19 protein-coding genes and 2 tRNA genes are annotated in these 25,143 nt (G+C 70.5%); 3 read left to right on the forward strand and 18 right to left on the reverse strand.

From position 1 onward, the window contains the following. The 13 genes from AC5LUJ_RS04140 to AC5LUJ_RS04200 all read right to left on the reverse strand — a co-directional run. The coding region (locus AC5LUJ_RS04140; RefSeq protein WP_493464486.1) for a TIGR03960 family B12-binding radical SAM protein at positions 1–1,972 on the reverse strand (1,972 nt) is incomplete at its 3' end. Between the two features lie 157 nt (positions 1,973–2,129). After that, positions 2,130–3,353, reverse strand: a complete 1,224-nt coding sequence (gene rodA, locus AC5LUJ_RS04145; protein ID WP_250285398.1) for a rod shape-determining protein RodA — start codon at positions 3,351–3,353, stop codon at positions 2,130–2,132. Beyond that, a complete protein-coding gene (gene mrdA / locus AC5LUJ_RS04150; protein WP_493464492.1) occupies positions 3,350–5,785 on the reverse strand; it encodes a penicillin-binding protein 2 in 2,436 nt (811 codons plus the stop codon). Before mrdA ends, rodA begins: the two co-directional genes overlap by 4 nt. A 41-nt stretch (positions 5,786–5,826) precedes the next feature. Further along, on the reverse strand, positions 5,827–6,357 hold the full coding sequence (mreD, locus tag AC5LUJ_RS04155) for a rod shape-determining protein MreD (RefSeq protein WP_250287527.1): 531 nt from the start codon (positions 6,355–6,357) through the stop codon (positions 5,827–5,829). Positions 6,358–6,366: 9 nt separating this feature from the next. Next, positions 6,367–7,401, reverse strand: a complete 1,035-nt coding sequence (mreC, locus tag AC5LUJ_RS04160; RefSeq protein WP_493464493.1) for a rod shape-determining protein MreC — start codon at positions 7,399–7,401, stop codon at positions 6,367–6,369. A gap of 44 nt (positions 7,402–7,445) precedes the next feature. Then, a complete protein-coding gene (locus tag AC5LUJ_RS04165) occupies positions 7,446–8,477 on the reverse strand; it encodes a rod shape-determining protein (protein ID WP_013872948.1) in 1,032 nt (343 codons plus the stop codon). A gap of 528 nt (positions 8,478–9,005) precedes the next feature. Beyond that, positions 9,006–9,419, reverse strand: coding sequence for a nucleoside-diphosphate kinase (gene ndk, locus AC5LUJ_RS04170; RefSeq protein ID WP_250285667.1), 414 nt, complete (start codon positions 9,417–9,419; stop codon positions 9,006–9,008). A gap of 292 nt (positions 9,420–9,711) precedes the next feature. Next, entirely contained in the window at positions 9,712–11,067 is a 1,356-nt protein-coding gene (locus AC5LUJ_RS04175) for a bifunctional folylpolyglutamate synthase/dihydrofolate synthase (protein WP_250285660.1), read from the reverse strand. Between the two features lies 1 nt (position 11,068). Then, positions 11,069–12,361: an ATP-dependent Clp protease ATP-binding subunit ClpX gene (gene clpX / locus AC5LUJ_RS04180; protein ID WP_250285661.1), complete on the reverse strand. Its 1,293-nt coding sequence runs from the start codon at positions 12,359–12,361 to the stop codon at positions 11,069–11,071. A 549-nt stretch (positions 12,362–12,910) separates the two neighbouring features. Continuing rightward, a complete protein-coding gene (locus tag AC5LUJ_RS04185; protein WP_250285662.1) occupies positions 12,911–13,582 on the reverse strand; it encodes an ATP-dependent Clp protease proteolytic subunit in 672 nt (223 codons plus the stop codon). A 161-nt stretch (positions 13,583–13,743) separates the two neighbouring features. Continuing rightward, on the reverse strand, positions 13,744–14,379 hold the full coding sequence (locus AC5LUJ_RS04190; protein WP_250285663.1) for an ATP-dependent Clp protease proteolytic subunit: 636 nt from the start codon (positions 14,377–14,379) through the stop codon (positions 13,744–13,746). A 291-nt stretch (positions 14,380–14,670) separates the two neighbouring features. Beyond that, positions 14,671–16,143 (reverse strand): trigger factor, encoded by a 1,473-nt coding sequence (gene tig, locus AC5LUJ_RS04195; protein WP_250285664.1) that lies wholly within the window; start codon positions 16,141–16,143, stop codon positions 14,671–14,673. Between the two features lie 56 nt (positions 16,144–16,199). Next, positions 16,200–16,272, reverse strand: a tRNA-Pro gene (locus AC5LUJ_RS04200). A gap of 46 nt (positions 16,273–16,318) precedes the next feature. On the opposite strand from AC5LUJ_RS04200, the gene AC5LUJ_RS04205 reads away from it, so the two are divergent. Both AC5LUJ_RS04205 and AC5LUJ_RS04210 read left to right on the forward strand, forming a co-directional pair. Continuing rightward, positions 16,319–16,389 (forward strand) — tRNA-Gly (locus AC5LUJ_RS04205). A gap of 128 nt (positions 16,390–16,517) precedes the next feature. After that, a complete protein-coding gene (locus AC5LUJ_RS04210; RefSeq protein WP_250290550.1) occupies positions 16,518–19,028 on the forward strand; it encodes a DEAD/DEAH box helicase in 2,511 nt (836 codons plus the stop codon). Positions 19,029–19,289: 261 nt separating this feature from the next. Here the strand turns inward: AC5LUJ_RS04210 and ybiA are convergent, their stop codons facing one another. Both ybiA and AC5LUJ_RS04220 read right to left on the reverse strand, forming a co-directional pair. Continuing rightward, the gene (gene ybiA / locus AC5LUJ_RS04215) at positions 19,290–19,919 is read right to left on the reverse strand and encodes a riboflavin biosynthesis intermediates N-glycosidase (RefSeq protein WP_250285676.1); all 630 of its coding nucleotides are present in this window, start codon (positions 19,917–19,919) and stop codon (positions 19,290–19,292) included. A gap of 222 nt (positions 19,920–20,141) precedes the next feature. Continuing rightward, entirely contained in the window at positions 20,142–20,405 is a 264-nt protein-coding gene (locus AC5LUJ_RS04220) for a hypothetical protein (protein WP_250290547.1), read from the reverse strand. 509 nt (positions 20,406–20,914) lie between these two features. On the opposite strand from AC5LUJ_RS04220, the gene AC5LUJ_RS04225 reads away from it, so the two are divergent. Continuing rightward, positions 20,915–21,919: an exodeoxyribonuclease III gene (locus tag AC5LUJ_RS04225; RefSeq protein ID WP_493464487.1), complete on the forward strand. Its 1,005-nt coding sequence runs from the start codon at positions 20,915–20,917 to the stop codon at positions 21,917–21,919. A gap of 167 nt (positions 21,920–22,086) precedes the next feature. Here AC5LUJ_RS04225 and AC5LUJ_RS04230 read toward each other — a convergent pair whose 3' ends face one another. The 3 genes from AC5LUJ_RS04230 to AC5LUJ_RS04240 all read right to left on the reverse strand — a co-directional run bounded on the left by AC5LUJ_RS04230 (position 22,087) and on the right by AC5LUJ_RS04240 (position 24,982). Then, on the reverse strand, positions 22,087–22,623 hold the full coding sequence (locus AC5LUJ_RS04230) for an Hsp20/alpha crystallin family protein (protein WP_250285673.1): 537 nt from the start codon (positions 22,621–22,623) through the stop codon (positions 22,087–22,089). Positions 22,624–23,037: 414 nt separating this feature from the next. After that, complete coding sequence (locus tag AC5LUJ_RS04235) at positions 23,038–23,790, reverse strand: ABC transporter permease (protein ID WP_493464488.1); 753 nt, start codon at positions 23,788–23,790, stop codon at positions 23,038–23,040. 214 nt (positions 23,791–24,004) lie between these two features. After that, positions 24,005–24,982 carry an ABC transporter ATP-binding protein gene (locus AC5LUJ_RS04240; RefSeq protein WP_250285671.1) on the reverse strand — a complete coding sequence of 326 codons (978 nt, stop codon included), beginning with the start codon at positions 24,980–24,982 and terminating at the stop codon, positions 24,005–24,007. Between the last annotated feature and the right edge of the window lie 161 nt (positions 24,983–25,143).

A 25,143-nucleotide genomic window follows, 5' to 3' on the forward strand; every position in this document is an offset into this window, starting at 1 on the left:
CGGGGGCACCGGGGCCGTCGGGGGCACCGGGGCCACCGGTCCGGCCCGGCCCGGTCGACACGAGCGGCAGGAGGGTCCGGCCGGTCGGGCCGATCTGGGTCTGCGTGCCCATGGCCGGGCAGACCCCGCAGTCGTAGCAGGGGGTCCAGCGGCAGTCGTCCAGCTCGGCGCCGCGCAGCGCCTCCTGCCAGTCCGACCACAGCCAGTCACGGTCGAGGCCGGAGTCCAGGTGGTCCCAGGGCAGTACCTCGCGCTCGTCGCGCTCACGGGTGGTGAACCAGTCGAGGGAGACCCCCAACGGCTCCAGCTCCGCGGCGCAGGCCTTCTCCCAACGCTCGAAGGAGAAGTGCTCGCTCCATCCGTCGAACCGGCCACCGTCGCGCCATACCCGTTCGATCACCGCGCCAACCCGGCGGTCACCGCGGGCGAGCAGACCCTCGATCACGCCCGGGCGGCCGTCGTGGTAGCGGAAACCGATCGCCCGCCCCACCTCCCGGTCGCCGCGGATGGCGTCGCGCAGCAGCCGCAGCCGGGCGTCGGTGACCTCATGGGAGGCCTGGGCCGCCCACTGGAACGGTGTGTGCGCCTTGGGCACGAAGCCGCCGATCGACACCGTGCAGCGGATGTCGCGGTGCCCGCTGGCCCGCCGCCCGGCCCTGATCACCTCGCGGGCGAGGCCGGCGATCGCCAGGACGTCCTCGTCGGTCTCGGTGGGCAGGCCGCACATGAAGTACAGCTTCACCTGCCGCCAGCCCTGGGCGTAGGCGGTGCTGACCGTGCGGACCAGGTCCTCCTCGCTGACCATCTTGTTGATGACCCGGCGCAGCCGTTCGGAGCCGCCTTCCGGGGCGAAGGTCAGCCCGCTGCGCCGGCCGTTGCGGGAGAACTCGTTGGCCAGTGTGACGTTGAACGCGTCCACCCGGGTCGAGGGCAGGCTGAGCGAGGTGTGGGTGCCCTCGTACCGGTCGGCCAGGCCCTTGGCCATCTCACCGATCTCGCTGTGGTCTGCGCTGGACAGCGACAACAGCCCGACCTCGGTGAACCCGGAGGCCGCCAGGCCCCGGGCGACCATCTCGCCGACGGTGTCAATGCTGCGCTCCCGGACCGGACGGGTGATCATCCCGGCCTGGCAGAAGCGGCAGCCACGCGTGCAGCCGCGGAAGATCTCCACGCTCATCCGCTCGTGGACGGTCTCCGCCAGCGGGACCAGCGGCGCCTTCGGGTACGGCCAGGCGTCCAGGTTGCTCACGGTGTGCTTGGCCGGCCGGGCCGGCACCCCGGGACGGTTCGGGGTGACCGCGCGGATCCGGCCGTCCGGCCGGTAGTCCACGTCGTAGCAGGACGGCACGTAGACCAGCCCGCGCCGGGCCAGCCGCAGGAGCAGCTGCGCCCGCCCGCCGGGCCGGCCGGCGGTCTTGAAGGCGCGGACGACATCGGTGATCTCCAGGACCGCCTGCTCGCCGTCACCGAGGACGACCGCGTCGACGAAGGCCGCGACCGGCTCGGGGTTGAACGCCGCGTGCCCGCCCGCGATGACGACCGGATGCCGCTCGTCCCGGTCGGCGGCGTGCAGCGGGATGCCCGCGAGGTCCAGGGCGGTCAGCAGGTTGGTGTAGCCGAGCTCGGTGGAGAAGCTCACCCCCAGCAGGTCGAAGTCACCGACCGCGCGGTGGGCGTCCACGGTGAACTGGGGGATGCCGTGCTCGCGCAGCAGCTCCTCCAGGTCCGACCAGACCGAGTAAGTGCGTTCGGCCAGGACGTCCGGCTGCTCGTTGAGGATCTCGTAGAGGATCTGGACGCCCTGGTTGGGAAGGCCGACCTCGTAGGCGTCGGGATACATCAGGCACCAGCGAACCAGCGCGTCCGCCCAGGGCTTGACCTGGGAATTTCCTTCGCCGCCGAGATAGCGCACGGGTTTGCGGACCCGCGGCAACAGCGGTTCCAGGCGAGGGAACAGCGACTGTCCGGACATGTCCGCGAGCCTACGGCACACAAGCCGGCCAGCGACACGGCCGACGACGGACGGCTGCTGTCGGCGACCGACAAACACCATCGGCAACCACCGAACACTGCCGGCAACCGATGAACACGGTCAGCGGCGGATCCACCGGGCCAGCCTCACCAGGTCATCACAGGGCGTAAGGGTCTGAACGGGACCGTAGCCGGACGTTCTGCAACAGACCGACCGCCAGCAGGTTGGCGAACATCGACGACCCCCCGTAGGACAGGAACGGCAGGGGCAGCCCGGTCACCGGCATGACCCCCAGGGTCATCCCGATGTTGACGAACATCTGGAACGCGAACCAGCACACCACCCCGGTAGCGATCATCGTACCGAAGGTGTCACCGGAGTCGAACGCGATCGTCAGGGCCCGCCACAGCACCACGCCGAGCAGCACCAGGACCCCGCCGGCACCGAGAAAGCCCAGTTCCTCCCCGGCGACCGTGAAGACGAAGTCGGTCTGCTGCTCGGGCACGAACTGGCCCTGGGTCTGCGTCCCGCCGAACAGGCCGCGGCCGGCCAGGCCGCCGTTGGCGATCGCCGTCATGGCCTGGTCGACGTTGTAGCCGGTCGACGAGGTGTTCTGGTTGTCCCGGACGAACTCGGTCAGCCGCGCCTCCTGGTACGGCTTGAGCAGATGGAACTGCAGGATGGCCCCGCCGAAGAGGATCCCGCACAGAATAAGCCCGATCACCCACCTGCTCGGGGCGCCACTGACCGCGAGCATGCCGAGAATGACGAACACGAACACCATGACGGTGCCGAAGTCCGGCTGCATCATGATGAGCGCCATCGGCACGGCCGCCAGCGCGAGCACCAGAATGACGTCCTGGTGGCCGGGGCTGAGCCGGATGCCGGTGTCGCGGTCGTCGTGTTTCTCCCCGAGAACCATCGCCATCCCGAGGATGAGCGCCACCTTGGCGAATTCCGAGGGCTGCAGCTGGAAACCGGCCGGCAGGACGATCCAGGAGTGCGCCCCGTTTATCGTCGAGCCCACCAGCAGAACGGCGACCAGGCCGAGCAGCGATCCCAGGTACACGAACGGCGCGTATGCCCGCAGAATGCGATAGTCGACGATCGTCGCCACACCCGCGAGCACCAGCCCGATGGCCAGGTTGAGCAGGTGGCGCTTGAGGAATATCTGCGGGTCGCCGCCGCTCTCGGTCTCGCGTTGCCGGGTGGCGGACCACACCAGCAGCGCCCCGAGCACCGACAACATGATCACACAGATCTGCAGTGGCCAGTCCAGCCGGCGCAGCGGGGAGTGCCGGCCCGACGCCCGGTCGCGCAGCTGGCCGATCCGGCCGCGCGGTGGGACCGGGGACGAACGCAGGGCCGTCGGGCTCGTCATGAACCCTCCATCCATGATCGCCGATAGAAGAGCGGGTGGCCCGGGAGCCCTCGACGCCAGCCGGAACCAGCGCTGGGAGGAGCCCCGGGATGCGCGGGGACGGCGGGCGGCCCGCGGGCGGCGGCGTCCACCGCGCCCGGGACCGCCGCGGGCGCCGCCGCCGCGACAGCGCCGGTGGACCGGCCGGTGAACGAGATACCCGACAGGCCGGCGGCCGGCGCCGCCGCGGTACCCGCCGCGGCCGCACCGGGGGCAGTCGCACCGAGGGCAGCCGTGCCCGGGGCAGCCGCACCGAGGGCAGCCGCACCGGGGACGGCCGCACCGGGGGCCGCTGTGCCGGGGGCCGGCTCGGGAGCCGTGTCGGCGGCGAACGTCCCGTCCTGCTTGAGGCGGGGCAGCTGGGACGGCGGCCTGCCGCCGGCGAACGCCGCGGGGCGTCCGATGCCGTAGATGCTCTGGTAGATGGCCTTCACGGCCGGGGCCGCGTACTCGGCGCCGGTCCCGGAGTCCGGGATGGTCACGACAACGACGAACTGCGGGTCGTTCGCGGGCGCGAACGAGGCGAACCAGGAGGTGTCCCCGGAGCCCTCCACCTCGGCGGTACCGGTCTTGCCCGCGACCGGGATGGTGTCGTTCGGCCAGTCTGCGAACACCCCGGTCGCGGTCCCGCCGCCTTCGCTGGTCACCCCGTGCAGGGCCTCGCGGAGGTAGGCCAGCGTGTCGGGCGCGGCCGGCAGCCTGCCGGCGGCCCTGGGCTCGATGGTCCGCACGACGCGGCCGTCCGGGGCCATCACCGCCTTGGCCAGGGTGGGCTGGTACAGCGTCCCGCCGTTGGCGATGGCGGCGTAGGCGGCCGCGAGCTGCAACGGGCTGACCGACAGGTACTGCCCCTGCCCGATCGCGAACTGGACCGCCGCGCCCCCGTTGTACAGGTAGCCGTCGACGCACGCCTCGGCGGCGTACTGGCGGAAGCGTTCGGCCTTGGCCGGGTCGGTGGCCTCCGGGTAGCCGTTGCGGGCCCGGCGGCAGTAGGAGTCCTTCAGCTCCTCCCAGATCTCCTTCGCGCCGGCCCGGTCGACGACCGACCCGGCCGTCTCGCCCGGCAGGTCGATGCCGGTGCGGCTGCCGAACCCCAGGGCGCGGGCCATCCTGACGAAGTACTCGTTGGGCTCCCGGTACGGGCCGCGGCCGTTGCGCAGCCCGCCGTCGGCCAGCCACGCCTCGTAGGCGAACTGGTCGAAGATGACGTCGCAGGAGATGACCAGGGCCTGATGGAGGGTGATCGGCCCGGCGGACGACCCCTCGAAGTTGTGGAAGGTCTGGGTGCCGATCTGCAGGGTGGGCGCGCAGTCGTACTTCCTGGTGGCCGACGCGCCGAGGCTGGTCAGCGCGGTCAGGGTCGACACCGGCTTGAACGTGGACCCGGGCGCGCTCGAGCCCTGGTACGCCCGCGACAGCAGCGGAATCCCGTTGGCCTGGTCGGACAGTGCCTGGTAGTCGGCTTCGGAGACGCCCCCGACGAAGACCGACGGGTCGTAGGAGGGCAGGCTCGCCATGGCGATCACACGGCCGGTCCTCGCGTCGAGCACGACGCCGGAGGCGGTGCGCGCCTGCCCGCCGCCAAGGGAGTCCAGGGTCTTGCGCAGGGTCTGCTCGACCGCCTGCTGGACACCGATGTCGAGCGAGAGCACGAGGTTGTCACCGCTGCTCGGCGCGGTGGCCGACGCGGTGCCCGCGACCCGCCCGAACCGGTCGACCTCGAGCCGCTGCACGCCGTCGGCGCCCCGCAGGTCCGCGTCGTAGGTGTTCTCCAGCCCGGCGACACCGACCAGGCTGTTCTGGTGGTATCCCTTGCTGGCGCCGTCGGCGTCGAGCTGCTTCTGGGTGACGGGGCTGAGATACCCCAGCTCGTGCGCGGCCAGGGAGCCCTGGGGGTACTCGCGCACGGCCTGCAGGTCGGCCGAGACCCCGGGGAACCGGTCGGGATGCTCGATGATCGCCAGCGCCTGCTGCGCGGAGACGTCCTTGGCCACCGGGACCGGCTGGTAGGGCGAGCCGTTCCAGCACGGCGGCTTCACCGTGGCGGAGCAGAACTGGATACGCGCACTGATGTCGGCGACGGGCATCCCGATCGCGTCCGACAGCCGCTCCAGCACGGCCTGTCCGGAGTCCTCCTGCCGGTCGGTGACCGACCGGTTCACCGATATGACCAGGGAGGTCCGGTTGCGGACAAGGGGCTGCCCCTGGTCGTCCACGATCAGGCCACGGATCGCCGGGGTGACGACCTCACGGACCCGGTTCGTCTCCGCGAGGTGGCGGTAGTGATCACCGTTGAGTATCTGCAGGGTCCACAGCCGGGCACCAAGTGTGATCAGCAGGGAGACCGCCAGGACGCGCAGGACGACCAGCCGTACCCGGATGCGGTCATCCAGGGACTCCTCCAGGGGGCCCGGCCGCCTCGCCCGCCCCCTGATCACGGCTGCTCCCTGTGCAGGCGCCGCAGCCCGGCCGTGACCAGCGGGAAGATGACCGGAGTCAGGACCAGCGCGTAGAGCGCCGCGCCGAGCACGCGCAGCAGCGTCTGGCTACCGGTCAGGCTCGGCTGGCCGATGATGCCGGCCATCGCGGCGTGCCCGGCCGTCCCGAGGGCCGACGCGCCGGCGGCGACGGCCAGCGGCAGGTAGGCCGACCGGTCGGTCTCCTCCCCGACGAGCCCCACCCCGTACCCGACCAGCGAGAAGACCATCGCGGTCTGGCCGAGGACGTGCGTGGAGAGCAGGTCCGCGAGCAGGCCGATACTGAAGCCGACGACCGCGCCGGTGACGGGCCCCTGGCACAGCGCCACGAAGCAGAGCACGATCAGGATGATGTCGGGGCTGCCCAGCGGCAGGCGCAGCGCGGCGATGACGGACACCTGCACCACGATCAGGACGGCCATCACGGCGACGGTGGCCACGATGATCCTGCCCCGCGGCCCGGCCGCGCGCGTACCCGTGTCCCACATGATCCCGCCTCAGCCGGTGGACGTCCTCGCCGCGGGGGCGAGCGTCGCTGTCGGGGAGATCCGCGCGGGCGTGCCTGGCGACGGCGACGCGGTGGCCGGCGACCGGCCCGTCGCGGCGGCCGGTGATGCGGCGGCCGGTGATGCGGCGGCCGGTGATGCGGCGGCCGGCGGCGCGGCGGCCGGCGGTGGCACCGGGCGTGGCGGCAGCAGCCGGTCGCCCGGATCGGCGGCGGGCCGGCCGACGACAACGCCGACGAGGTCCAGCGAGCCCAGGGCCGCGAAGGTGGTGACCTCGGCCGAGCGCGAGAGCCCCCCGCCGGAGTCCAGGACCTTGGTGACGACACCGATCGGCACCCCACCGGCATAGTCGTTGCTGCCGAACGTCACAAGGCGATCACCCGTCTTCACCTGGAGGGTGGCGTCGTAGAGGGTGAAGGCCAGGCTGCCGGGAGTGCCCCCGCCGGCCACCGCGCCGAGCAGCCTGGTGTTCTCCAGCCGGGCGCCGATGTGGCTGGCCGGGCTGGACACCAGCCGTACCACGGCGGCATGGGCGGTGGCGGTCAGGACGGTGCCGACCAGCCCGTCGTTGTCGATCACCAGCTTGTCCGGGGTGACGCCGTCGGCGCTGCCAGCGTTGATCGTGACCGTCCAGTCCGTCCCGGTGATGTCACCGATCGCTATGACCCTGGCCGGGATGATCGTGTACTGCCCGTGGTCGGCGAGCAGCCGCAGGCTGGACAGTTCGGTGGCCTGCCGCCGCACCTCGTCGTCCTCGGCGAGGCGCCGGCGCAGCTCGGCGTTTTCCGCGGCTAGGGCGTCCGCACGCTTCTGGTACCGGTTGGGATGGGCCAGCGCGGACAGGGTGCGCCCGACCGGACGGGTCACCGCGGTGACCGCCCCCTCGACCCCGCCGAACACCTCGCGCAGGGCACCGCGCACGCCCGACGAGCGCTCGCTCGAACGGTAGTCGATGGTGATCAGGGTAAAGGCCACGACGAGCAACACGATTATGATCACGCGGGAACGCCGGGTGTCACGTCCCACCACCGGCCTCCGTACCTGAAGAGAACCCCCGTACCCGCGGACGGTCAGCGACGGGGCTCGGAGATGAGTACCTGCTGCAACGCCTCGAACTCCTCCACACACTTGCCGGAGCCCATCGCGACCGAGTGCAGCGGGTTGTCGGCTATGTGGATCGGCATGCCGGTCTCGTGGCGCAGGCGTTCGTCCAGGCCGCGCAGGAGCGCTCCGCCACCGGTCAGCACGATCCCGCGGTCCATGATGTCGCCGGAGAGCTCCGGCGGGCACTTGTCGAGGGTGACCTTGACCGCGTCGATGACCGCGTTCACCGGCTCCTCGATCGCCTTACGGATCTCCTCGGCGGTGACGACGATGGTCTTGGGCAGGCCCGAGACCAGGTCCCGGCCGCGGATCTCGGCGCTCGGCTCGTCCGACATCTTGTGCGCGGAGCCGATGGCCATCTTGATCTCCTCCGCGGTCCGCTCACCGAGCATGAGCGAGTACTCCTTCTTGACGTAGGAGATGATGGCCGTGTCCAGCTCGTCCCCGGCGGTCCGGATGGACTGGCTGGTCACGATCCCGCCGAGGGAGATCACCGCCACCTCGGTGGTGCCGCCGCCGATGTCGACCACCATGTTGCCGGTGGGTTCGTGCACCGGCAGGCCGGCTCCGATGGCCGCGGCCATCGGCTCCTCGATGATGTAGACCTTGCGCGCGCCGGCCTGGTAGCCGGCGTCCTTCACCGCCCGCTGCTCGACCCCGGTGATGCCGGAGGGGACGCAGACGACCAGCCGCGGCTTGGCGAAGTGCCGGCGCCGATGGACCTTCTGGATGAAGTAGCGCAGCATGCGCTCGGTGGTGTCGAAATCCGCGATGACGCCGTCCTTGAGCGGACGGATCGCGACGACGTTGCCGGGCGTGCGGCCGATCATCCGCTTCGCCTCGGTGCCGACGGCGAGGATGCCCGTCGTGGTGGTGTTTATCGCGACCACGCTGGGTTCGTTCAGGACGATTCCGCGGCCACGGACGTAGACGAGGGTGTTGGCGGTGCCAAGGTCCACGGCCATGTCACGGCCTAGGAACGACAGCGAACTGGACATCGTCGGATGCCGGCCTTCCCGGGTGTGGGGTCTGGGTGCGCACGCAGGGTGTGCGGGGTGTACAAGGCAGGCGGTGTCCGTAACGATCTCGTGTCCACTGCTTGTTCGACGGGCCCCATCCACTAGTCCAGTAGTCCGGCAATCCAGTAGAGACGCTGTTGCAGACACCAAAGAGCGTGAACCGGGCCCCTCGAGCCTGCCATGGGTGTGCGGGACACGTGGCGCGCGACGGTTCACGCACCACGCCGGGCCACCGGGGCTGTCAGCCCCGGCCCGTAGGATCAGTTCTAACACTCGGAGTAGCAAGAATGCTACCCGAGACAACCCGATGAAGGCACCCGGAGTAACAACATTACGTAACCCTCACGAATGTAACCCGCGTGAACCAGACCTGCACGGAACAGGACCCGTCCGCCGGGTGTGGCGTGCCGGCGGGCGGCACGCCACCGGCACGCCACACCGACGCAGCCACACCCGTTCCGCGTCCTCAGGGCCGGAACGGCTCCCCGGGCCGGGCGGGGCCGGCTGTCAGCTGAGCCCCGGGAAGAACAGGTCGATCTCGCGCTTGGCGGACTCGGGCGAGTCCGAGCCGTGGACGAGGTTCTGCCCGATCTCCAGGGCGTAGTCGCCGCGCAGGGATCCCGGGGCGGCCTTGACCGGGTCGGTGGCGCCGATCAGGCCGCGCACCGCCTCGACCGCCCGCGGGCCCTCGGCCACCAGCGCGACCAGCGGGCCGGAGACGATGAAGTCGACCAGCTCGCCGAAGAACGGCTTGGCGGCGTGCTCGCCGTAGTGGGTCTCGGCGACCGAGCGCTGAAGGGTGCGCAGTTCAAGGGCGACCAGGGTCAGCCCCTTGCGTTCCAGCCGGCCGACGACCTCGCCGACGAGGCCACGGCTGACGCCATCGGGCTTGACCAGAACGAGGGTGCGTTCGACGGACACGGAACTCCTTCTCATAGCTGCTCATAGCTGCTCGCGTGGACAGCCGCGGTCCTCCGGCGGCTGCTGTGGACCTTATCCACCGCCACGCCACGTTATCCACCGCCACGCCACGTCCGGCCCACCGGCAACATCTACCAACGGACATCCGTCAGCCAACATCTGTCGGTCCGCATCTGTCGGCCCGCATCCGCTGGCACACATCTGTCGGCCAACATCCGCCGTGGCCGACATCCATCGACCAACAGATGCCGGCCGGCGTCCGTTGGTCAACGCCTGCCGGCCAACCTACCCGTCAGCGGCGCAACAGGTGGCGAGCCTCACCCACCGTCACCAACGATCCGGTCACCACGACCCCGGCACCGCCGAGGTCACCGTCCCGCTCGGCCAGCCGGACACCGGCGTCGAGGGCGTCGTCCAGACGGGCGGCGACCTCCACCCGGTCGGGGCCGAAGACGTCCACCGCGGCCGCCGCCAGGTCGTCCACGGGCATCGCCCGCGGTGACCCGCTCTGGGTGACGACGATGTCGTGCAGCACCGGCTCGAGGGTGGCGAGGATGCCGGCGGCGTCCTTGTCGGCGAGTATCCCCACGACGCCGACGAGGCGGCCGAAGCCGAACGCCTCGTCCAGCGCCTGGACGAGCGCCCGCGCGCCCGCGAGGTTGTGCGCGCCGTCCAGCAGCACCGTGGGTGAGCGGCGGAGCACCTCCAGGCGCCCCGGGGAGTCGGCCTGGGCGAAGCCGGCCCGCACCGCCTCGATGTCCAGCCGCTCCCGGCCGCCGCCGAGGAAGCTCTCGACGGCCACCAGCGCGCACGCGGCGTTGTGGGCCTGGTGCTGCCCGTACAGGGGCAGGAAGAGGTCCTCGTAGACACCACCGAGACCACGAATAGTGATCATTTGGCCGCCGACGGCGATGGTACGGCCGAGGACCCCGAACTCCAGCCCCTCCCGCGCCACCGTCGCCCCCACCTCGGCGCACCGGCGCAGCAGCACCTCGGCGGCCGGCAGCGGCTGCTGGGCGAGCACGACGAGCGCGCCCGGGTGAATGATCCCGGCCTTCTCCGCGGCCACCGCCTCCGGGGTGTCCCCGAGCTCCGGATGATCGATGGAGACCGGGGTCACGACCGCGACCCCGGCGTCGATGACGTTGGTCGCGTCCCAGGTCCCGCCCATCCCGACCTCGATGACGGCGACGTCGACCGGCGCGTCCGCGAACGCCGAGAAGGCCATCGCGGTCAGCAGCTCGAAGAAGGTGACCTTCTCCGGATGCCGGCCGTCGACGAGCTCCGCGTAGGCGATGACGTCGTCGTAGGCCCGGGTGAAGACCTCCGGCGCGGCGACCCGGCCGTCCAGGCTGATGCGTTCGGTGACGCTCTCCAGATGCGGGGAGGTGTACCGGCCGGGCCGGATCCCGAACGCGCGCAGCAGCGAGTCCGTCATCCGGGCGGTGGAGGTCTTGCCGTTGGTCCCGGTCAGGTGGATCGACGGGTAGGCCCGCTGCGGCTGGCCCAGCAGATCGACCAGGTCGCGCATGCGGTCGAGGTCCGGGAGCATGCGGTGCGGGAAACGTCCGGCCAGGGCCTTCTCGACCCGGGCGAGGCCGCCGTCGTCCGCCCCGCCGCCGCCCGTCCGGTTGTCGTCCGCTCCCACCTCAGGCCGACTTCTCCTGGCGAGGGGTCCGCTTGGACGAGGTGACGTCACGGTCGCGCGGCACCAGCGTCGGGTTGACGTGTTCCAGGACGACCTCGCGCGTCACCACGGCCCGGGCGACGTCCTTGCGGCTGGGGATGTCGTACATGACCGACAGCAGGACCTCTTCCATGATCGCGCGCAGCCCGCGGGCGCCGGTCCCGCGCAGGATCGCCTGGTCCGCGATCGCGTCGAGGGCGTCCGCGGTGAAGTCGAGGTCGACCCCGTCCAGCTCGAACAGTTTCTTGTACTGCCGGACCAGTGCGTTCTTCGGCTCGGTGAGAATGCGGATCAGCGCTTCCCGGTCGAGGTTCGAGACACTGGTGATCACTGGCAGACGGCCGATGAACTCGGGAATCATCCCGTACTTGAGCAGGTCCTCCGGCATGACGTCGGAGAAGACGTTCGCGGCGTCCGGATCGTCCTTCCCGTGCAGAACCGCCCGGAATCCCAGGGATTTCTTGCCGACGCGCGAGTCGATGATACGGTCAAGCCCGGCAAAAGCTCCACCGACGATGAACAGGACGTTTGTGGTGTCTATCTGGATGAATTCCTGGTGGGGGTGCTTGCGACCGCCCTGGGGCGGCACGCTCGCGGTCGTCCCCTCCAGTATTTTCAGCAGCGCCTGCTGAACCCCCTCGCCGGAGACGTCCCGGGTGATACTCGGGTTCTCCGACTTACGCGCGATCTTGTCGACCTCGTCGATGTAGATAATGCCGGTCTCGGCCTTCTTGACATCGTAGTCGGCGGCCTGGATGAGTTTGAGCAGGATGTTCTCGACATCCTCGCCCACATAGCCGGCCTCGGTGAGCGCCGTCGCGTCCGCGATCGCGAACGGGACGTTGAGCATCCGGGCGAGAGTCTGCGCGAGCAGCGTCTTGCCGCACCCGGTGGGCCCCAGCAGCAGGATGTTGCTCTTGGCGAGCTCCACGTCACCCTTGGCGTCGCCGCCGGCACCCCCGGCCTGGACCCGCTTGTAATGGTTGTAGACGGCAACCGAAAGGGTCTTCTTGGCCTGCTCCTGGCCGACGACGTAGCTGTCCAGGAACTCGTAGATCTCGCGGGGCTTCGGCAGCTCGTCCCACTTGAGATCGGAGGATTCCGACAGCTCCTCCTCAATGATCTCGTTGCAGAGATCGATGCACTCGTCGCAGATGTAGACACCCGGCCCGGCGATGAGCTTCTTCACCTGTTTCTGGGACTTGCCGCAGAACGAGCACTTGAGCAGGTCGCCGCCGTCACCTATGCGTGCCACCGAGGACTCAGTCCCTTCGTCCAGACGATGGTGTCGCCTGCAGCTCAGGGGCGGTCTGGCCGCCCAGTCGTCGCCTGTCTGTTACTATCCTGCCCGCGTTACCGACTGTTGCACATGGCCGGCGACATCGGGCTGATGGCCGTCACATCCTCGTGTGGGGACCGTACCCCGTACAGACGCCCGGTGAGAGCTCTATCGCGCGGCTCGCGGGGATCAGCCTACGGTCCGGCGGCCACATCCCCAGACGCCCGCGCCGTACGGATTGCGCCCAGGCAGGCCGTGCGCACGGCCGCCACCGCGCCGGCCGGCCGGCCCTCTGATCACCCGCCGCCCGATACACCCCTGACATCGCGGGGAAACAGCCCCGGAGGCCCCCACGGACAGCCGGGAGCGACACGACCGCACGCCTTGCGCGCACCCCCGGGCAGCCGGCAAGGCGCGGCGCTCCGGGCCGGCGGGGCCGGCCCGGAGCCCGCGCGGTGCCGGGCTCCCCCGGTCCTCCGGGGGGCGGAAGCAAGGCGGTCATGGTTTTCGCCGCGCCCGCAGCCGTCAGCGGGTGGCCGACTGAGTGGCCGCCAGCCGGGAGGTCTTGCGCGTCGAGATGACCTCGTCGATCAGCCCGTACTCCTTGGCCTCGGCCGCGCTGAGGATCTTGTCCCGCTCGATGTCCCGGCGGATCTCCTCCTCGCCGCGGCCGGTGTGCCGGGCGTATATCCGCTCCAGCAGCGCGCGCATCCGCAGGATCTCCCGGGCCTGGATCTCCAGGTCGCTGGACTGGCCCTCGCCCTGCCCGGACGGCTGGTGCAGCAGGATACGGCTGTTCTCCAGCCCGAAACGCTTGCCCGGGGTGCCGGCGGCGAGCAGCACCGACGCGGCCGATGCCGCCTGCCCCATGCAGATCGTCTGGATGTCGGGCCGGACGAACTGCATGGTGTCGTAGATCGCCGTCAGCGCGGTGAAGGACCCGCCCGGCGAATTGATGTAGATCGAGATGTCGCGGTCCGGATCCTCGGACTCCAGGAACAGCAGCTGCGCCATCACGTCGTTGGCGGACGTGTCGTCGATCTGCACACCCAGGAAGATGATGCGCTCACGCAGGAGCTTCTCGTAGGGATCGAGAGCGATCTCGCCCCGGCTGGTCCGCTCGATGACGCGCGGCAGGACGTATCGGCTGACGGGTTGACGGCTGATGTCGCCCTGACCGGTGATCGTCTGGTTCATGTCCGGGTGCCTCCCCGACGGCTTGTGATGATCGGTGGCAGATGTCGACGGTGCGGGCCGAGCGTCCCGCGGGTTCTTCGAGCCGGCCCGGCGGTGGCCGGGCAGGTGTCGGCCGGTTCAGGCGGTCGACGCCCGCCTGAACCGGCCCGGCTCGGCTGGCTCTAGCTGACCGGGCCCTCGCTGGGGACCTGGCGGGCCCGCGAGACGACGTGGTCGACGAAGCCGTAGTCCTTGGCCTCCTCTGCCGTGAACCACCGGTCGCGGTCGGAGTCCCGCTCGATCTGCTCGATGGGCTGGCCGGTGTGGAACGCGATCCGCTCCTGCATCATCCGCTTGGTGTAGAGCATCTGCTCGGCCTGGATCGCGATGTCGGACGCGGTACCGCCGATACCGCCGGAGGGCTGGTGCATCATGATCTTCGCGTGCGGCAGCGAGTAGCGCTTGCCCACCGTGCCCGCGCACAACAGGAACTGGCCCATCGACGCGGCAAGGCCGAGCGCCACCGTGGCGACGTCGTTCTCGACGTACTGCATGGTGTCGTAGATCGCCATGCCGGCGCTGACCGAGCCGCCGGGAGAGTTGATGTACAGGAAGATGTCCCGGTTCGGATCCTCGGCGTTGAGCAGCAGGAGCTGGGCGCAGATCGTGTTGGCGATCTGGTCCTCGACCACCGAGCCCAGGAAAATGATCCGTTCGCGCAGCAGACGGTTGAAGACCTGCTCGTCGAAACTGGCCCCACCCTGCCCCGGCGAGCGCAGCTGCGGGACTGCCAGGCTCGGGGCTGCGATATCACTCACGGTTAGCTCCTCGGCTTCCTCGCGCTGGCGGCGGTTGATCTGACCGGCTCGACACTATCTGTGACTCGCGTCGGTTCCGGGAGTTCACGCTCGATGTTCGCGCTGGGCGTGAGGGCCGGCCAGTCCGAAATCTGATCAATTCGGACATCGGGGTATCATACAGACCTCGGACGGACGACCAACCGGGGCCCCGGAGAGCGGGGTACCAGTCGGTGCGGCGGAATGCCAGCCGGGTGGACGAGGCGCCGGGACGATCCTCGTCCACCCGACGACGGTCAGCTGCCAGGACGCTCAGACACCGGATGCGGGGCCTGCCTGAGTGCCACCGGCCACCTCGTCGTCATCGTGGGCATCGCCGTCAACGTCGTCACCAACGTCGCCGTCCACGTCGCCGTCCACGTCGTAGTAGGCGCTGTCAGCATCGGCGTCATCGTCGGCCACCGGCTCCGGCCGGCGGGGCAGGTCCAGCTCCACCGCGTTGCCCTCGGTGTCGACGACCTTCACCTGCTCCAGCAGGAAGGTGAGGGCCTTGCTGCGCACGGTGTCCGCCATGATCGCGGCAAGCCCCTCGCCCTGGGAGATCTGCTGGGCGAAGATCTCCGGGCTCAGGCCCGCGCGCTGCGCCCGCCCGATGATCTGCTCCATCAGCTCGCCCTGCTCGACGCCGATCTGCTCGACGTTGATCACCGCGTCCAGGATGAACTGGGAGCGCAACGCCCGCCCGGCCAGCCGCCGGATCTCGTCGAGGTACTCCTGCTCGCTCTGGCCGAGTGACTCCAGGTAGGAGGCCCGCTCGAGGCCGAGCCGCTCAAGCTCGTGCGAGAGGCGGTGCTCGCGGGCCTCGACCTCGCTGTCGAGGACCGAATCCGGCACCGGCACGTCGAGCCGCTCGATCAGGTCGTCGAGGACGCGCTCCCGGGCCTGGTTGAGCTGGCCGAGCCGGACCCCCTGGCCGAGGCTCGTCCGGACGTCCTCGAGCAGTTCCGCCAACGAGTCGAACTCGCTGGCGGTGGTCGCGAAGTCGTCGTCGAGCTCGGGCAGCTCACGCTCCTTGACGCCGCGGACGGTCGCCGTGACCTCGGCCGCCTTCCCGGTATGCTCCCCGGCGAGCAGCTCGGTCCGGAACGTGCGGCTCTCGCCCTCGGCGGCGCCGGTGACCGCCTCGTCGAGGCCCTCGACGAGATCGCCGCTGCCGACCTCGTATGACAGGCCAGCGGCGTCGGCACCCTCGACGGTCTCCCCGTCGACGGTCGCGGTCAGGTCGAGCGAGATGAAGTCACCGGCCTGGACCGGCCGCTCCACCGGCCTGAGGACGGCGAACCGCTCACGCAGCGTCGTCAGGTGGGCCTGGACCTGCTCCTCGGTGACCTCGGCAGCGTCGACGGTGATCTCAACGGTGTCGTACTCCGGCAGGGCGATCTCCGGGCGGACGTCCACCTCGGCGGTGAACACCAGCGGGGCGCCGTCGGCGAACGAGCTGATGTCGACCTCGGGCTGCGAGAGGACGTCGACCTCCTCCTGGCGCACCGCGTCGGTGTAGAACCGGGGCAGTGCGCTGTGGATGGCCTCCTCCAGGATCGTCCCCCGGCCGAGGCGCTGGTCGAGGATGCGCGGCGGCACCTTGCCCGGCCGGAAGCCGGAAACCCGGACGTCCCGCGCGAGTTTGCGGTAGGCGGCGTCGACAGAGGGCTTGAGCTCGTCGAAGGGCACCTCGACGGTCAGCTTGACCCGGGTGGGACTAAGGGTTTCCTTGGTGGCCTTCACGGCGCGGCTAACTCCTGATGCGGCGGTGGATCGGATGGACGCGCCGAGATTACCGGTCGGGGCGGGGAGACTCGAACTCCCGATCTCCTGCACCCAAAGCAGGCGCGCTAGCCACTACGCTACGCCCCGTGGCGTTGCTCCTCCATCCTACGGGGTAGAGTCTCTGGAACGTCCCGCGGGTGTAGCTCAATGGCAGAGCCCCAGCCTTCCAAGCTGGCCATGCCGGTTCGATCCCGGTCACCCGCTCGTGCGCGCCGCCCCTGGTCAGGGCCACACCCCGGCCAGGACGTCGATCTTTGTGGTACGGCGATCCTTGTCGTGTCGTCGGCCCGCGCGGTGTCCGGCCCGGTTCGTCGGGCACGATCGGATGCACCATGACGCTCGCCGACCGCCTGCCCCCGCATCCCGACCCCGACAGCATCTTCGACGCGTTCACCGAGTGGACGCGGGAGCAGGGGCTGACCCTGTACCCCGCCCAGGCCGAGGCCCTCATCGAGGTGGTGACCGGGTCCAACGTCATCGTGGCCACCCCGACCGGGTCCGGCAAGAGCCTGGTGGCCGCCGGCGCGCACTTCGCCGCGATGGCCCACGGCCGGCGCAGCTTCTACACCGCGCCCATCAAGGCGCTGGTGTCGGAGAAGTTCTTCGCCCTGTGCGCCACGTTCGGGCCGGGCAACGTGGGGATGATGACCGGGGACGCCGGCGTCAACGAGACCGCCCCCGTCATCTGCTGCACCGCCGAGATCCTGGCCAACATCGCCCTGCGGGACGCGGCCGCCGCCGGCGTGGGGCAGGTCGTGATGGACGAGTTCCACTTCTACGCCGACCCCGACCGCGGCTGGGCGTGGCAGGTGCCGCTGCTCGAGCTCGCGGACACGCAGTTCATCCTCATGTCGGCGACCCTCGGGGACGTCCGCCGGTTCGAGGAGGACCTGACCCGCCGGACCGGGCGGCCCACCGCCGTCGTCCGCTCCGCGCAGCGTCCGGTGCCACTGTTCCACCACTACGTGACCACGGCGCTGCACGAGACGCTCGAGGAGCTGCTGAGCACCCACCAGGCGCCGGTCTACGTCGTCCACTTCACCCAGGCATCGGCGCTGGAACGCGCCCAGTCGCTGATGAGCATCAACGTGTGCAGCCGCGCGGAGAAGGACGCCATCGCCAGGTCGATCGGCGACTTCCGGTTCGCCGCCGGGTTCGGCCGGACGCTGTCCCGCCTGGTCCGCCACGGCATCGGCGTGCACCACGCCGGCATGCTGCCGAAGTACCGCCGGCTGGTGGAGCAGCTCGCCCAGGAAGGGCTTCTTAAGATCATCTGCGGCACCGACACCCTGGGTGTGGGGATCAACGTGCCGATCCGCACGGTCGTGTTCACCGCGCTGTCCAAGTACGACGGGACGCGGACCCGCCACCTGCGCGCCCGGGAGTTCCACCAGATCGCCGGGCGGGCCGGCCGCGCCGGTTACGACACCGTCGGCACGGTCGTCGTGCAGGCGCCCGAACACGTCGTGGAGAACGAACGCGCTCTGGCCAAGGCAGGGGACGACCCGCGCAAGCGGCGGCGGGTCGTCCGCAGGAAGCCCCCGGAGGGGTTCGTCTCCTGGGGCCCGGCGACCTTCGAACGGCTGGTGGCCGCCGAGCCCGAGCCTCTGACGTCGAGCTTCGCCGTCAGCCACGCCATGCTCCTCAACGTGATCAACCGGCCGGGCGACGCCTTCGCCAGCATGCGCCGGCTGCTCACCGACAACCACGAGCCCCGGCCCGCCCAGCGCCGGCACATCCGCCGGGCCATCGCCATCTACCGGGCGCTGCTCGCCGCCGGTGTGGTGGAGAAGCTCGCCGTGCCGGACGAGACCGGGCGCACCGTCCGGCTCACCGTCGACCTGCAGCTCGACTTCGCCCTCAACCAGCCGCTGTCCCCCTTCGCCCTGGCCGCCCTGGAACTGCTCGACCGCGACGCGCCCGGCTACGCGCTGGACGTGGTGTCGGTCCTCGAGGCCACCCTGGACAACCCCCGCCAGGTCCTCTCCGCCCAGCAGTTCAGGGCCCGCGGCGAGGCCGTCGCCCAGATGAAGGCGGACGGCGTCGAGTACGAGCAGCGCCTCGAGCTGCTGGACGCCGTCACCTACCCCAAGCCCCTCGACGACCTGCTCGGCGCCGCGCTCGAGACGTACCGGCGCGGCCACCCGTGGGTCGCCGACCACGAGCTCGCGCCCAAGTCGGTGGTGCGGGACATGTACGAACGGGCCATGACCTTCGCCGAGTACGTCGGCTTCTACGGCCTGGCCCGCTGTGAGGGGCTGCTGCTGCGCTACCTGTCCGACGCCTACCGGGCCCTGCGGCAGACCGTCCCCGAGGAGGCCCGGACCGAGGAGCTGACCGACCTCATCGAATGGCTGGGGGAACTGGTCCGCCAGATCGACTCAAGCCTGCTGGACGAGTGGGAGCGGCTGCGCAGCCCCACCCCGGACGGCCCGCCCGTACGCGTCGACGCCGCACCCCCGGCGCCCCCCGCGATCACCGCCAACGTCCGCGCGTTCCGGGTGCTCGTCCGCAACGCGCTGTTCCGCCGGGTGGAGCTGGCCGCGCTGCGGCGTTACGACGACCTCGGCGCGCTCGACGCGGACGCGGGCTGGGACGCCGACCGGTGGGCGGGTGCGCTGCGGCCGTACTTCGACCTCCACGACGAGATCGGGACCGGCCCCGACGCCCGCGGCCCCGGATTCCTGATCATCAACATCGAGCCGGGCCGCTGGGCGTTGCGGCAGATCTTCGCCGACCCGGCCGGCGACCACGACTGGGGCATCAGCGCCGAGGCCGACCTCGCCGCCTCCGACGAGGCCGGCACCGCCGTCCTGCGCGTCACCGCCGTCGACCAGCTCTGATCCGCTTCGTAAGCCGTCCGGCTACCCCCATGCGGGGTGATCCCGAAGGCGTCCGAGGTACTGACCCCCGACCAGTGCGCACCACACACCACCCCACCGGCAACCCCATCCGACCAGCAACCCCACCGTCCCCACGCTCCGAGTTCAGCCCATGCGAACGAGTGTGTAAGTGGCTGTCCCAGCAACCACTTACACACTCGTTAACCACTTACGTGCTCGTTCCCACGAAAAGGGACACGTGGGGGGCGGGGAGGGGTGCGATCATGGTGCGGAGTCGCGGGACTCGGCGTCGCGGAGCATGGTGCGTACGCGCATGAGGGCGAAGCCGAGCAGGTTGCGCCCGGGCCAGGCCGAGGGCTGGTGGGCGCGGCTGTCGTCGGCGGCCAGGCCGATGCCCCACACCCGGTCCAGCGGGCTCGCCTCCACCAGGATGCGGTCCCCCGTGCCGAACAGGTAGTTGCGCAGCGACGGATGCTGGGAGAACTTCGCCGCATTGCCCTGGACCACGATGTCGAAGCAGTGCTCGTTCCACACCGTCTCGTCGAAGCCGCGGACCTGCCGCCCGTGCTTCTTCGCGGCGGCGGGGTCGGAAGTGGCGAGAACGCCCCGCGCGGCAACAAGATCGCCGAATAACCGGGCCTTGCCTTCCATCATGAAGTGCTCGGCCGTGGGGTAACGCACCCCGTTCACAGTGAAGGCGGACGGCCACCACTGGCTCAGGCATCCCGTACCGACGCCGCGGGCACCACCGCGCGGTGACCGGTGACCCCAGAAGAACAGAAGATCCAGTTCCTGCCCGGCCTGTTCCAGCAGGACCAGGTCCTCGACCTGGGACACGCTCTGCGGTGTGGCTGGTCTCTCCGGTGTGGTTGGCGTGGTCGGTATGGTCACGGCCCTGATGGTCGCACGAGCGGCCCGGCCATCAACAGCGCTTCAACAGCATTCGTCCCAGCGCGAACCAACCCGAGCCCAACCAGGGCGGACGTCCAGCGCGAAAACCGCGGAACCGGCCGGCCGGCCGGCTGCCACGAAGGCTCTGACCGCCACGGATACTTACTGATCAACTACCGTAGACGGCTGATCGCCGTGGGCATCGGCCGCTGTCAGCACTGGTTACCCTGAGCACCTGTTGTCGATCCAGTCGGCGAGCTGCCCCCGGAGCTCAAGATTCCCGGGGTCGCGCGACACCTGGTCGGCGAGCTGTCGGACGTTCCCGTCCGGCGCGAGATCGCGGACCGTCAGGGCGACCAGCCGGGCCACGTCCACGCTCGCGCGCACGTCCGCCGTCCGGGCCTCGATCTGCGAGCAGAGCGCGTCGGTGCCGGCTCGCCTGGTCTCTTCGGACACCGCGCCGCAGCCAGCCAGGCCGACGGCCATCACCACTGCGGCGGCCGTGCCGGCCAGCGCGCCGACCGCCCGGCCGCGCCGGGCACGCCCGGGAAGCCTGGCTCGGCCGGAAGCCTGAGCGTGGCCGGAAGGCCAGATGTGACCGGAAGGCCAGATGTGACCGGGAGGACGGGTGTGACCGGGAGGACGGGTGTGGTCGGGAGCCGTGGTGGGCATGATCCGGTCTTCCTCCTGACGTTCGGCAGGCCGCCGGCTCCTGGCGCCCTCGCAACCGGCGGTCGTTGGCGGCACACGTTGGCGGCACAGCGGGCGGCATCGTGAGCGGCGCTGTCGCGGACGGTGTCCCAGCCGATCGTAGCGATCGGGGACGATCTGTCCGCCGGCACCGGCCACCAGCCCGCGCACCGGACCGCGGGCCGCGCGCCACGCGCCACGCGCGCCACACACCGGACACCGGTCCACGGGCACCGGTCCACGGACACCGGTCCACGGGCACCACTGTCGTCGGCGCCGGTGTCGACGGACTAACGTCGGATGCTGTGCGGGTGGCAACCTGGAACATCAACTCGGCGAAGGCACGGCAGGCCCGTCTGATCGAATGGCTGGACCGGGCCCAGCCGGACGTCGTGTGCCTCCAGGAGACCAAGCTCTCCGACGCGGCCTTCCTCGAGCTCTTCGACGAGGATCTCTTCCGGCGCGGTTACCGCGTCGCCCATCACGGTGACGGACGCTGGAACGGCGTCGCGATCTTCTCCCGGCTCGGGCTCGACGACGTCGAGGCCGGGCTCGTGGACGGCCCGGGCTTTCCCGCGCCCGAGCCGCGAGCACTGGCCGCGACCTGCGGCGGCATCCGGATCTGGTCACTGTATGTGCCGAACGGACGCGCGGTCGACGACCCGCACTACGCGTACAAGCTCACCTGGCTCGCCGCGCTTCGCGCGTCCGTCGAAAAGGTCCTCCCGGCCGCCCCGGTGATCGCCTGCGGCGACTTCAACATCGCTCCGACCGACGCCGACGTCTGGGATCCCGCCGCCTTCGCCGGCGCCACGCACGTCACCGACGCCGAGCGGCGGGCGCTGCGTGAGCTGACCGGCCTCGGCCTGGTCGACGTCATGCGCAGACGCTGGCCGGACGAGCAGGTCTTCACCTACTGGGACTACCGGGCGCTGATGTTCCCGAAGAACATGGGCATACGCATCGATCTTCTCCTCGCCAGCGACAACCTGCTCGACCGGGTACGCGCGGTGTGGGTCGACCGGCAGGCCCGCAAGGGCACGGGCACCTCCGACCACGCGCCGGTGATCGTCGACCTCGACGAGGCACCGGACGGCGACATCGGCCCGATGGTCCCGCCTCCGTCCCCACCGCGGGCGGCCGGCACCCGACGCCGCGCGCCGGGCAGCCCGGGACGGATGGAAGCGGGACGAACCGCGGCGGAGCCGGACGCGGCAGGCCGTCACCGCGCCGGCCCGGACACCCCCGGCCCGGACGCCACCAGCCCGGACGCCCCGGAGGCGGGCACCCGGGATACCCGGACGGACTGACCGCCGCGCCACGGAACGGAAAGACCCGGCCGCGGCACGGCGGTGACAGCTCGGTGATGAGCCGGTCCGGTGGCGCCGCGGACCGGCCCGGCGCCACCGGGCGGCAGGCCGCCGCCGCGGTCAACCACCCGCGGTCAGTGGCCGGCGTCCGTCTCAGCCCTCGACCGTCAGCCCTCGACCGTCGGCGTGTGCCCTGGCTCGTCCGAGTGGCTCTCCGAGCTGTCAGCCGGCCCGGCGCTCGGCAGCACCGAGGACGCGCCCGGGCTGACCGGGATGCGCGTCCCGTAGGCGGGTGCGAGCGCGCCCGCGAGCCGGACCGAGAGCACGCCCTTGTCGTAGGTCGCGGAGATCTGGTCGGCACCCACTCCCTCCGGCAGGTTGAACTCGCGGTGGAAGGCACCGTACCGGCGTTCCCGCACGACGACGTGCCCGTTGTCACTCTCACGGCCGTCGGCGCGCTCACCGCGGATGACCAGCCGGCCGCGCTCCAGCTCGACCGCGACGTCCTTCTCGATGTCGGCACCGGGAAGCTCGAGGTGAACAACGACGTCGTTGCCCTCGGTAACCACGTCCGCCAACGGAGCGAAGCCGAGGCGAGGCGCCCGCGCCCGCTCGGAGGCATCCCAGCTGCGGCGGACGATCTCGTGGAACTCGCGGTCCAGCCGACCGAAGGCAGCGAACGGCTCCCACAGGTAGGTGCTCATGGCTACTCCCTTCCTTCCAGCCTCGACCCCTGCACCGGTCAACTACCAAGCAACGACTAACATTACCGGATCGGGATCGTCTCAGTGTTGTTGAGTCTAGCAGACTCATTCTTATGAACAAGAAGTGAAGAAGAATAGTTCCCGATGCCGTAGCATCCTTCCGTCCGACCGGCCGTTGCGACCATCCGCCTCGGCGTTACTCCCACCGGCCAGACGCGACAGGGCCGACAGCAGGGCAGACAGGGGCAGACAGGGGCAACGCCGGACGGCCGGCAGCGGAGCAAAAGGCATGGTGCCGTGAGAGAGCGGGAACGCGCGGCGGCGGAACGGGCCGGCCGGCAGGCGGCACGAGGCGGGGCGGCGGAAGCGGCAGGACGGCGACGGCGACGCGGTCACGAGCCGGGCGCGGTCCGCTCAGGCGTCCCGCGCGAGCATCGACCATGCCCCGCCGAGCAGCGCGAGTGCGGTGTAGACACCGAGCAGCGCGATGCTTGCCCCGGCGGACAGGCTCATGGCCGGCGGGTTCACGGTGACGACCGAGACGGCCATCGTCGCCGGCAGGTAGGGCAGGACGTTCTCCTGCAGTTCCCCGGGCAGGAACTGGACGGCGATCTGCAGCACCACCATGACACCGAACAGGACGCCCAGCGCGCCCGCGGTGTGGCGGATGACGGCCGCGACGCCCAGCCCGATCAGCCCGATCAGCGTGAGGTAGGCGGTTGCGCCGAGGACGATCCGGACGATTTCCGGATCACCGAACGAGGCCTGCTGGCCGGCCGGCCGCAGTAGCAGCTGCCCGAGCGCGAAGGCGGCCAGGCAGGCGACGAGCGCACCGGCCAGCACCACCCCCGCGAAGACCGCGGCCTTCGCCGCGAGCACGACCAGCCGGTTGGGGACGGCCGCGAAGGTCGTCCGGATCATTCCGCTGCCGTACTCCGAGCTGATCATGAGGACGCCGAGCACGCCCAGCGCGATCTGGGCCACGAAGATCCCGCTGAGGCTGAGCGCGGCCGGCTCCCCGCCGACGTCCCCGCCCTGGCTGGCAGCCGCCCCACACGCGATCGCGGCCAGGCCGACGGTGAGGACGAAGGCGGCGAACAGGGTCCAGTACGTCGACCGGACGGTCCACAGCTTCGTCCACTCGCAGCGCAGGGCATTACCGAACATGTCGAGAGCTGGCCTCCGGCCGGCAGCCGCGGACGGCCAGCGCGAAGCGGCATGGCCGGGCCGGACCGCGGGCCCGCCCGGCCATGCGCTGTCGACGGGGCCGGTGGGCTCCCAGGACGTGGCGTCCGGAGACGCGATGTCCGAAGAGATGACGTCCAAAGAAATGGCGTCCGAAGAGATGGCGGGTGTGGGTGCGGCGTCCGGGGGCATGGTGTCAGGGCCTCGATCCGACGGTCGTGGGTGTGCCGGGGGATGTGTTGGGGGAGGCGGCCGGAAGGGGGTCCAGCTCGGTCCGGTAGTCGACCGAGTCCCGGGTCAGATCCATGAAGGCCTCTTCCAGGGAGGCCTGCTGGATCGACAGTTCGTGCAGGACGACACCGTGGGCGGCGGCCAGCTCACCCACCGCGGACGCGTCCGTCCCCAGCACCTCCAGGGCCCCGTCCGGCCCGGGCTGCACGCACACGCCCGCCAGGTCCCGGGCCAACAGCGTTGACAGTTGCCCGGCCTGCGGCGAGCGCACCCGGACCCGGTTGCGCGAACTGCGGGAAAGCAGGTCCGTGACGCTCGCGTCCGCGACGAGCCGGCCCCGTCCGATCACGATGAGATGGTCGGCGGTCAAAGCCATCTCACTCATCAGATGGCTGGAGACCAGCACCGTCCGTCCTTCGGCGGCCAGCTGTTTCATCAACGCGCGAATCCACCGGATGCCTTCCGGATCCAGGCCGTTCACAGGTTCGTCGAAAAGAAGCACGCCCGGATTTCCGAGCAACGCGGCCGCCACTCCCAGACGCTGTAACATCCCGAGTGAAAATGTGCGGATCCGCCGGCGGGCGACTGTGGCGAGGCCCACCATTTCCAGCACGGTGTTCACCCGGGACGGGCTGATGCCGTTACTGCGCGCGATACACAGCAGGTGGCTGGACGCGCTGCGGCCGCCGTGCACGGCACGCGCGTCCAACAGCACTCCCACCTCGCACAACGGTCGCCGGATCGACGCGTACGGCCTGCCGTTGACCCGGATCTCGCCCATGGTCGGCAGGTCCAGGCCGACAACGGCGCGCATCGTTGTCGACTTTCCCGCTCCGTTCGGCCCGAGAAATCCGGTAACCCGGCCGGGAAGGACCTGGAACGAAAGGCCGTCCACCGCGACGACTGATCCGTAGCGTTTGGTCAGCCGATCAACTTCGATCATCTGTCTCCATCCGGACCGTGTACGGACTGCCCCGGTGCCGGCCATGGCCACCGACCGGCTCCTGCCTGAGGAAACCCCAGACGCGGCTACCCGGGATACTCGTTGTCCTCCGGCCGACACCGGTGGCCGGAGGACAACGGCGCCGGCCGCCCGATAGTGCC

It is taken from the genome of Protofrankia sp. CiP1_Cm_nod3 (assembly GCF_982290655.1).

What these genes read in the sequence shown, in the direction of transcription:
- rodA (WP_250285398.1), bottom strand. Translation starts at nt 3,353, where the DNA reads ATGACGAGCCCGACGGCCCTGCGTTCGTCCCCGGTCCCACCGCGCGGC.
- AC5LUJ_RS04210 (WP_250290550.1), top strand. Translation starts at nt 16,518, where the DNA reads ATGACGCTCGCCGACCGCCTGCCCCCGCATCCCGACCCCGACAGCATC.
- AC5LUJ_RS04185 (WP_250285662.1), bottom strand. Translation starts at nt 13,582, where the DNA reads ATGAACCAGACGATCACCGGTCAGGGCGACATCAGCCGTCAACCCGTC.
- mreD (WP_250287527.1), bottom strand. Translation starts at nt 6,357, where the DNA reads ATGTGGGACACGGGTACGCGCGCGGCCGGGCCGCGGGGCAGGATCATC.
- AC5LUJ_RS04240 (WP_250285671.1), bottom strand. Translation starts at nt 24,982, where the DNA reads ATGATCGAAGTTGATCGGCTGACCAAACGCTACGGATCAGTCGTCGCG.
- AC5LUJ_RS04235 (WP_493464488.1), bottom strand. Translation starts at nt 23,790, where the DNA reads ATGTTCGGTAATGCCCTGCGCTGCGAGTGGACGAAGCTGTGGACCGTC.
- AC5LUJ_RS04165 (WP_013872948.1), bottom strand. Translation starts at nt 8,477, where the DNA reads ATGTCCAGTTCGCTGTCGTTCCTAGGCCGTGACATGGCCGTGGACCTT.
- AC5LUJ_RS04230 (WP_250285673.1), bottom strand. Translation starts at nt 22,623, where the DNA reads ATGAGCACCTACCTGTGGGAGCCGTTCGCTGCCTTCGGTCGGCTGGAC.
- AC5LUJ_RS04220 (WP_250290547.1), bottom strand. Translation starts at nt 20,405, where the DNA reads ATGGCCGTCGGCCTGGCTGGCTGCGGCGCGGTGTCCGAAGAGACCAGG.